This window comes from Jatrophihabitans sp. (assembly GCF_035474675.1).
In the GTDB taxonomy this organism is placed as follows: domain Bacteria; phylum Actinomycetota; class Actinomycetes; order Mycobacteriales; family Jatrophihabitantaceae; genus Jatrophihabitans_A.
This window is the reverse complement of record NZ_DATINC010000154.1, coordinates 20645-28217: the sequence shown is the minus strand read 5'-3', so window position 1 is coordinate 28217 and position 7573 is coordinate 20645. Positions and strand designations below refer to the sequence as shown.

General features: G+C 73.6%; 5 protein-coding genes. 2 read left to right on the top strand and 3 right to left on the bottom strand.

Going from position 1 to position 7573, the window contains the following annotated elements:
* Nucleotides 1–1061, bottom strand: a 1061-nt coding sequence (locus tag VLJ82_RS17975; RefSeq protein WP_408664733.1) for a DUF885 domain-containing protein, incomplete at its 3' end; no start/stop codon positions are given.
* A gap of 145 nt (nucleotides 1062–1206) precedes the next feature.
* Here VLJ82_RS17975 and VLJ82_RS17970 point away from each other — a divergent pair.
* Together VLJ82_RS17970 and VLJ82_RS17965 are read left to right on the top strand one after the other, a co-directional pair.
* On the top strand, nucleotides 1207–2421 hold the full coding sequence (locus VLJ82_RS17970; protein ID WP_408664732.1) for an NADP-dependent isocitrate dehydrogenase: 1215 nt from the start codon (nucleotides 1207–1209) through the stop codon (nucleotides 2419–2421).
* 26 nt (nucleotides 2422–2447) lie between these two features.
* The gene (locus VLJ82_RS17965) at nucleotides 2448–3254 is read left to right on the top strand and encodes an enoyl-CoA hydratase/isomerase family protein (protein WP_408664731.1); all 807 of its coding nucleotides are present in this window, start codon (nucleotides 2448–2450) and stop codon (nucleotides 3252–3254) included.
* Between the two features lie 88 nt (nucleotides 3255–3342).
* Here VLJ82_RS17965 and VLJ82_RS17960 read toward each other — a convergent pair whose 3' ends face one another.
* A complete protein-coding gene (locus VLJ82_RS17960) occupies nucleotides 3343–6342 on the bottom strand; it encodes an AAA family ATPase (RefSeq protein WP_408664730.1) in 3000 nt (999 codons plus the stop codon).
* Complete coding sequence (locus VLJ82_RS17955; RefSeq protein ID WP_408664729.1) at nucleotides 6342–7523, bottom strand: exonuclease SbcCD subunit D; 1182 nt, start codon at nucleotides 7521–7523, stop codon at nucleotides 6342–6344. The genes VLJ82_RS17960 and VLJ82_RS17955 overlap by 1 nt, the downstream gene beginning before the upstream one ends.
* Between the last annotated feature and the right edge of the window lie 50 nt (nucleotides 7524–7573).

The window sequence follows — 7573 nt, the reverse complement described above, 5'->3', positions numbered from 1 at the left end:
ATGACGCCGGTGTGGGTGGGCGCGATCAGGCACTCCAGCCGCCGGACCCGCTCGGAGATCTCGAAGTGGCTGCCGGACAGCGCCTCGATGGCGGCGTCGGAGCGTTCCTGCATCCAGGCCTGCAGCGCGTCGGTGCCGCGCAGCTTGCGGACCGGGTCGGCGTCCAGCACGCCGATCGCCTCGGCAACCGTGGCGCCGGACTTGATCTCGTCAGCCGCCTCGGCCATCAGCCGCTGGATGCGGGCGACCTCCTCCAGCCCCCAGGCGTAGGTCTCGGCCAGGTCCACCGTCGCACCCAGGAACTGCCGCGACAGCACCGGGTAGCGCTCGGCGCCGATGGCGTCGGCGGCCGGCGCCTGGCCGATCAGCTCCTCGGCGAGGAAGTCGCGCAACCGCTGGTAGCCGTCCTGGGCGGCACGCGCCCCGCGGTCGAGGTCGGCGCGCAGGGCGTCCGGCACCGGCTCGGCGCCGTCCCGGGCACCGGCGACGAAGCCGGCGAAGAACCCGTCCGGGCCGAGGTTGTCCTCGCACTGGGTGATGCCGGCCTCCACCTGCCGGCGCGGCGCGACGTCCCCGCGGCTGGCCGCCAGCCGCAGCGAGGAGACATAGCCCTCGATCGCGGCCGGCAGCGCGGCCAGCCGGGCGGCGATCCGCGACCACTCCTCGGCGGTGCCGGTCGGCATCAGGTCGAAGACGTCGCGCAGGTTCTGTACGGGGCTGGCGATGTTGTTCAGCTCCGACAGGGTCAGGCCGAGGTCGTACAGGTCGTCGTGCACGGTCAGCCGCTCGGTCATCGCCGCGATCGTCACCTTGTCGGTGTCGTCGGCCGGGACCGCCTCGCGCAGCGCCCGCAGCGTCTGCCGGTCGAGCTCGGCCTGGGCCTGCAGGCCAGCCGGCGACAGGTCGGGCATCAGCTCGTCGAAGCCGGGCGCGCCGATGAAGGTCGCGGTCAGCGGGTCCAGTTCGAGCTGGGCGTCGAGATGGCGTTCGGCCAGGGCATCCACGGCGGTGGGCCGGCGGTCCGGAACTGCGGTCGGACTGTGCTGCGCGGAGTGCGTCATGCCTGAGCAACCTACTGCCCCTGGCCAGTGGCAGCCAGTGGCGGCGGGTGCCCGGCCGGCAGTACGCCCGCCGGATCGGGCACCGGGCGGTCACCCTAGACTTTCTATCCAGAACCCGAGCAGCCGCGCACTCGAGAGGCGATCGATGTCGAAGATCAAGGTGGAAGGTACCGTCGTCGAGCTGGACGGCGACGAGATGACCCGGATCATCTGGCAGTTCATCAAGGACCGGCTGATCCACCCGTACTTAGACGTCAACCTCGAGTACTACGACCTCGGCAGCGAGCACCGCGACGCCACCGACGACCAGGTCACCGTCGATGCCGCCGAGGCCATCAAGCGGCACGGGGTCGGCGTCAAGTGCGCCACCATCACCCCGGACGAGGCGCGGGTGGCCGAGTTCGGCCTGAAGAAGATGTGGCGCTCGCCGAACGGGACCATCCGCAACATCCTCGGCGGCGTGATCTTCCGCGAGCCGATCATCATGTCCAACGTGCCGCGGCTCGTGCCCGGTTGGACCAAGCCGATCGTGGTGGGCCGTCACGCCTTCGGCGACCAGTACCGGGCCACCGACTTCCGGTTCCCGGGCGAGGGCAGGCTGACCGTCACCTTCACCCCCGCCGACGGCTCGGCCCCGATCGAGCACGAGGTGTTCCAGGCGCCCGGTGCCGGGGTGGCGCTGGCCATGTACAACCTGGACGAGTCCATCCGGGACTTCGCGCGGGCCTCGATGAACTACGGCCTGCAGCGCAACTACCCGGTGTACCTGTCCACCAAGAACACCATCCTCAAGGCCTACGACGGCCGGTTCAAGGACATCTTCGCCGAGGTCTTCGAGTCGGAGTTCTCCGACAAGTTCGACGCGGCCGGTATCACCTACGAGCACCGGCTGATCGACGACATGGTGGCCGCCTCGCTGAAGTGGGAGGGCGGCTACGTCTGGGCCTGCAAGAACTACGACGGCGACGTGCAGTCCGACACGGTCGCCCAGGGCTTCGGCTCGCTCGGCCTGATGACCTCAGTGCTGATGAGCCCGGACGGCAAGACCGTGGAGGCCGAGGCCGCGCACGGCACGGTGACCCGGCACTACCGCCAGCACCAGCAGGGCAAGCCCACCTCGACCAACCCGATCGCCTCGATCTTCGCCTGGACCCGGGGGCTGGCGCACCGCGGCAAGCTGGACGACACCCCCGAGGTGACGGCCTTCGCCGAGACGCTGGAACGGGTCTGCGTCGAGACCGTCGAGGGCGGCCAGATGACCAAGGACCTGGCGCTGCTGATCTCCAAGGACACCCCGTGGCTGACCACCGAGGACTTCCTGGCCGCGATCGATGACAACCTGAAGAAGGCGATGGCCTAGCTCCTCGGCGGGCGTATCAGCGGCGGATGAGCGAACCGGACCCGGCGGGCAGCGACCTGCTGCTGGCGGTCGACGGGCCGGTTGCCACGCTGAGCATCAACCGGCCGGCCAAGCGCAATGCGCTGACGGTGGCGATGTGGCGGCGGCTGGCCGAGGTCTGCGCGCAGCTGGACGCCGACCCGGCGGTGCGGGTGCTGGTGGTGACCGGCGCCGGGCCGTCCTTCTGCGCCGGGGCCGACATCAGCTCGCTGTCGGAGGACGAGGCGGTGCTGAAGTCGGTGGTGTCGGCCGCCGAGCGGGCGTTGCGGAATCTGCCGATGCCCACCATCGCCCGGATCAGCGGGCACTGCTTCGGCGGCGGAAACCAGATTGCCGTGGCCTGCGACCTGCGGGTGGCCGACACCACCGCCAGCTTCGGGGTGCCGCCGGCCCGGCTCGGGGTGATCTACCCGGTCAGCTCCACCCGCGCGCTGGTCGAGCTGGTCGGCCCGGCGGCGGCCAAGCGACTGATCCTCACCGGGCAGCCGATCGACGCGGCGCAGGCGCTGCGGATCGGCCTGGTGGAGCAGGTGGTGGCGCCGGACGAGCTGGACGCGGCGGTCGCGGAGCTGGTGGCGGCGATCCTGCCGCTGGCACCGATGACCCAGGTCGCCGGCAAGGAGCTGGTCAACCTGATCGCCGACGGCGGGGACGCCGACGCGGCGTTCGAGGAGTGGACCGCGCGCTGGCGGCTGTCCGCCGACGGGGTGGAGGGACCGCGGGCGTTCCTGGCCCGTCGGCCGCCGGTGTTCAGCTGGCGCCGGGAGCCTGCCGCCGGGCCGGAACCGGGCTGAGCCGGTAACCGCACTGAGTTGAGCCGATAGACCGCGCCCGGAACGGCCGGTACGCCGAGCGGTGGCGTGCGCCGGTGAGGCTGCCGGGTCAGCCGAGGGTGCTCACCAGCCGGGACGAGCCGTCCGGGTTGGGTCGTACCTGGATCTGGTCGGCGATCCGGCGCTTCATCTCCTCGACGTGGCTGACCACCCCTACCGCCCGGCCGCCCTCGCGCAGCCCGTCGAGCACCTCCAGCACCTGGTCGAGCACATCGGGGTCGAGGCTGCCGAAGCCCTCGTCGATCAGCAGCGTGCCGAGGTCCACCCCGCCGGACTCGGCCTGCACGATGTCGGCGAGCCCCAGGGCCAGCGAGAGCGAGACGTAGAACGTCTCGCCACCGGACAGCGTGCCGGGATCGCGGGCCTGCCCGGTCTGCAGGTCCAGCACCCGCAACCCCAGGCCGGACCGGGAGTTGCCGGTGCGGGCGGCGGTGTGTTCCAGCTCGTACCGGCCGCCGGAGATCCGGCGCAGCTGGGAGTTCGCGGCCGCGACGATCTCGGTGAACCGGCGCACCAGCACGTAGGTGGTCAGTTCCATCCGGAGCTGGTTGTCGCCGAGGCCGGCCACCAGGTTGCCGATCCGGATGGCCGGCGCGGTGTCGGTGAGCACGGCGGCCGCCCGGCGCACCGCCGCCTCCAGCCGGTCGGCGTGCCGCACCGCCTCGGCCAGCCGGGCCGCTGCCGCGCCGTACTCGCCGGACGCGGCCGCCTCCGCTGCCTCGGCCGAACGGGCCTGCTCGGCCAGCGTGGCCAGGTCGGCCGGCGCGGCGTCCAGCTCGGGATCGGTCAGCTCGGCGGCCGACAGCCGGCCGCTGACCTGGTCCAGCCGCTGCTGGTAGCTCCGGATCGCCTGCCGCAGCCGGGCCAGCTCGGAACTGTCGCGGCGGGCGGCGTCCCAGTCGGCGAGGGCGTCGAAGCCGGCCGCGGCCAGCGCGTCGGAGAACTGCCGGCGGGCTTCGGCCTCGGCGATGGCGGCCAATGCGGCGGCCGAGCCCGCGGCGGCGGCCTGGTCGAGCAGGGTGGCCTGCTCGGTGAGCACCGCCACCCGGTCGGCCACGCTGGCATGGCCGTCGCGGGCCTCGGCGACGAGCACCTCATCCTCGGCTATGCCGGCCGCCAGCGCCTCGCAGCGCTCGGTGAGCCGGGTCTCGGTGAGCTCGGCCTGCTGCACCTGCTCGGTCAGCGCGGCGAGCTGGCCGGTCACCTGCTCCAGTTCCCGGTCCAGGGCCTGCTGCCGGTCGGCTGCCGCCCGGGCCGCTGCCAGCCCGGCCTCGGCCTGGGCGAGCTTGGCCTCGGCCCGCTCCGGGCTGAGCTGGTCGGCCCGGACTCGCAACTCGACCAGCTCGGCTCGCTGCTCGGCCAGCTGGTCGCGGCGGCGCTCCACCTCGGCGGTCAGCTGCCGCAGCTCGTCCTCCGCCGAGTTCACCAGCTCCTGGCTGACGTGGCCCTCGGTGGGCCGGGCCGGCCGGGGGTGCTCGACGGAACCGCACACCACGCATTCCTGCCCGCTCTGCAGCGCCATGCCCAGCTCGCTGGCGATGCTGGCCCGCCAGCTGGTGCGCAGCGCGTCCAGCCGGGCCCGCTGGCTCTCCGCGGCGTCGACCAGTTCCTGGGCCAGTTGCTTGTTCTCCTCCGCCTGCTTCGCCGCCGCCACCGCCTGCCGGGCCGCGAGCACCCGGCCTTCGGCACGGTCCCGCTCGGCGGCGAGTTCGGCCAGCCGGCCTGCGGCCACCGCGGCCTCGGTCCGCTCCGCGGCCAGCTGCTGGTGCCGGGCCGGCAGCTCGGCCAGCCGGGCCGCCGCCTGCCGGCGGGATTCGCCCAGCTCGGCCAGCTGCCGTCGCAGCTGCTCGGAGCTGTCCTGCTGCTCGGCCAGCCGGCGTTCCCGGCGGAGCCCCTCGGCCAGCGTGCCGAGCGTGGTCCGGATGCCGGCGGCCGCCTCCCGCAGGTCGGCCTCCGGCAGCCGGCGCACCGGCGGGGCCAGCCGGGCCCGGGCGGCGGCGGCCTGCTGCTCGGCCTGCTCGTACCGGCCGGCGGCGACCGCCAGCGCCTCGGCAGCCGGCAGCACCTGCACCGCCCGTTCGGCGGCCGCCAGCTCGGCGCAGTCGGCGAGGTGCTGGTCCTCACCGGCCAGCAGGTGCTGCAGCTCGGCCCGCAACCGCTCGCGGACCGCCCGGCGCTCGGCCAGCTCCTCGGCCTGCCGGAGCAGGGCGGCGGCCCGGTCCCGCTCGGCGGCGGCACCGGCCTGCCGGTCGGCGGCGGCCGCCGCGCCGGTCTGTAGCTCGCTGCGCACCCCGGCCAGCAGTTCGGCCACGGCGACGCAGTCGCCGGACTCGCACTGCCCGGCCAGCTGGCCGACCGCGTCCTCGGCGAGGCCGGTGGCACCGGCGAACGCGTGCACCGCCCGGCTCACCGTCGCGGTGGCCGCCGCCCGGCGCTGCTCGGCCGCCCGGCGCCCCTCCACCAGCGCCTCCTGGGTCCGGGCCAGCACCTCGGTGCCGAACAGCCTTTGCAGCAAAGCCCGTTTGTCATTGGTGCTGGCCTGCAGGAAGCTGGCGAACTCGCCCTGCGGCAGCAGCACGGTCTGCACGAACTGGCCGTGGGTCAGCCCGACCGCCCGGGTGATCTCGTCCTCGGTGTCACCGAGGTTGGCCGACAGCAGCACCCCGCCGTCCGGTTCGTCGAGCGAGCCGAGCCGCCAGAGCTTGACGGTCATGTGCACCGGCGTGCTGCCGGTGCCGCGCTTCTTCGGCCGCTGGTGGCTGGGGGTGCGCCGGATCCGGTAGAGCCCGCTCTGGGTCTCGAAGACCAGCTCCACCACCGGCTCGCTGGCCGGCGGCGCGTGCTGGGATTTCAACCGCTCGATGGCGGCCGAGCTCTGCGCCAGCTTGCCGTACAGGGCGAAGCTGATCGCGTCCAGCACGGTGCTCTTGCCGGACCCGTTCGGGCCCTCCAGCAGGAACAGCGCGCTGCCGCCGAACCGGCTGAAGTCGATCTCGACGTCGCCGGCGAACGGGCCGATCGCCCGCATCCGCAACCGGTGCAGCCGCATCAGCCACCACCCGGCCGGGTACCGGCAACAGCAGCCGCCTGATAGGCCTGTTCGAACAGGTCCAGTTCCCGCTCCAGGGCGGCCAGGCCCGTGACGTGCTCGACGAAGTCGGCGCCGAGCTGGCGGGGGCTCGCGGTGGGGGTGGCCAGCGGCGCGCTGGACGCCCCGGCCGGCCGGGCTCCCGCCGGCAGGTGCTGCACCTGCAGGACGTGCGGAAAGCGGGACCGGACCCGCTCCAGCAGCTGGTCCGGCCGGGACCGGTCAGTGACCACCAGCCGGACCCAGTCTTCGGTGTGCCGCTCGTCGGCCAGCAGCTCGGCCAGGGTGCCGGTGAGCTCGGCCATCGCCCGCGGCTGGCGCAGCGGCACCGCGCTGGCCCGCACGCCGGACTCCGGCTCGAGGTCGACCAGCGTGACCGACTTGGTGTGCGCCAGCTCGGAGAAGGAGTACCGCAGCGGCGAGCCGGAGTAGCGCAGCACGGTGCCCGCCGAGCCGCGCGGCTGCTGGGCGCCGTGCAGGTGCCCGAGGGCGACGTAGTCCACCCCGTCGAAGGTGCCGGCCGCGACGCTGTCCACGCCGCCGACCACGATGGAACGCTCGCTCTCGCTGGCCAGCCCGCCCACCACGAAGGCGTGCGCCATCACCACCGACCGGGTACCGGGCGGCCGGCTGGCGAGGTCGTGGCGGACCCGGTCCATCGCGGCGGCCAGCACCGCCTGGTGCGAGCGTTCCAGCGGCTGGTCGCCGGGCGCGAGCACCGTCCGGGCCGCGTCCGGGTCGAGGTAGGGGAACGGGTAGACCGCGACGGGGGAGTCCGCACCGCCGAGCAGCACCGGGGTGCCGACCGAGGCCAGCTCGGTACGCAGCCGCAGCCGCTCGGTGAACAGTTGCGCGCCGAAGCCGAGCCGGATCGCCGAGTCGTGGTTGCCGGCGGTGACGATCACCGTGGCGTGCGCGACCAGCTGGGCCAGCGTGCTCTCGAACAGGGTGACCGCCTCGACCGGCGGCACCGCCCGGTCGTAGACGTCGCCGGCGATCAGAACCGCGTCGACCGGCACGCCGTCCGGCGGCTCGGCCACCAGCCGGCAGATCTGGTCCAGCACGTTCCGCTGGGCGTCGAGCAGGTCGACGCCGTGCAGCGTGCGACCCAGATGCCAGTCGGAGGTGTGCAGGAACCGCATGCGAAAAAGCTACAAGCGGGCTCCGACAGAATCGGTCAGAAGCCGGCCGA